Genomic DNA, 320 nt, shown 5'->3' on the forward strand with positions numbered 1-320 from the left:
CTACCGTGGTGATGGTTACATTCGTCGTCTTCCAAACGACCCATGGGGTAACGAATACCAATACCTGAGCCCTGGCGATAACGGTAACATCGATATCTTTACTCTAGGTGCTGACGGTCGAGAGGGTGGCGAGGGAGCTGCTGCTGATATCGGCAACTGGAATCTACAAGATTTCCAATAATTCGTAACTATAGTGAGACGTGATAAACGACAGCGCGGCTTTACCCTCCTAGAGATCATGCTAGTCATGGTCTTGGTGTCGGTTAGCGCCATAGCGGTAGTGGTTAATTTACCCACTAGCAGTTCAGATGCCGCAGAGA

General features: G+C 49.4%; 2 protein-coding genes. Both read left to right on the forward strand.

All coding sequences use genetic code 11. From position 1 onward, the window contains the following. Positions 1 to 181 (forward strand): type II secretion system protein GspG (locus tag AB4585_RS24060; RefSeq protein WP_372171270.1); only part of this gene is annotated, 181 nt, incomplete at its 5' end. A 12-nt stretch (positions 182 to 193) separates the two neighbouring features. Then, the coding region (locus AB4585_RS24065; RefSeq protein WP_372171271.1) for a prepilin-type N-terminal cleavage/methylation domain-containing protein at positions 194 to 320 on the forward strand (127 nt) is incomplete at its 3' end.

This window comes from Vibrio sp. 10N.222.49.C9, assembly GCF_041474985.1.
Classification (GTDB): Bacteria; Pseudomonadota; Gammaproteobacteria; order Enterobacterales; family Vibrionaceae; genus Vibrio; species Vibrio crassostreae_C.